This is a genomic window from Vibrio sp. HI00D65 (genome assembly GCF_001635455.1).
Taxonomy (GTDB): Bacteria; Pseudomonadota; Gammaproteobacteria; order Enterobacterales; family Vibrionaceae; genus Vibrio.
In genome coordinates this window covers 1-230 of the sequence record NZ_LWEH01000427.1, presented here as the reverse complement: position 1 = coordinate 230, position 230 = coordinate 1, and the positions used below count along the sequence as shown (strand labels likewise).

1 protein-coding gene is annotated in these 230 nt (G+C 46.1%); it reads left to right on the top strand.

Features of this window, described 5'->3' with window-relative positions; translation table 11 throughout:
* Positions 1–230, top strand: a 230-nt coding sequence (locus tag A3712_RS21705; RefSeq protein WP_331710936.1) for a flagellin hook IN motif-containing protein, incomplete at both ends; no start/stop codon positions are given.

The window sequence follows — 230 nt, the reverse complement described above, 5'->3', positions numbered from 1 at the left end:
ATCGACATCAGCGCAAAAGCGGGTGATGACATCGAAGAGCTAGCGACATACATCAACGGTCAACAAGACTCTGTGAAAGCGTCTGTAACTGAAGACGGTAAGCTACAAATGTTCGCTGGTAACAACAAAGTAAGCGGCGATGTGTCTTTCTCTGGTGGTCTTGCTGGTGAGCTAGGTATTCAAGCATCTAAAGAAGTGACGGTTGATACTATCGACGTAACATCTGTTGG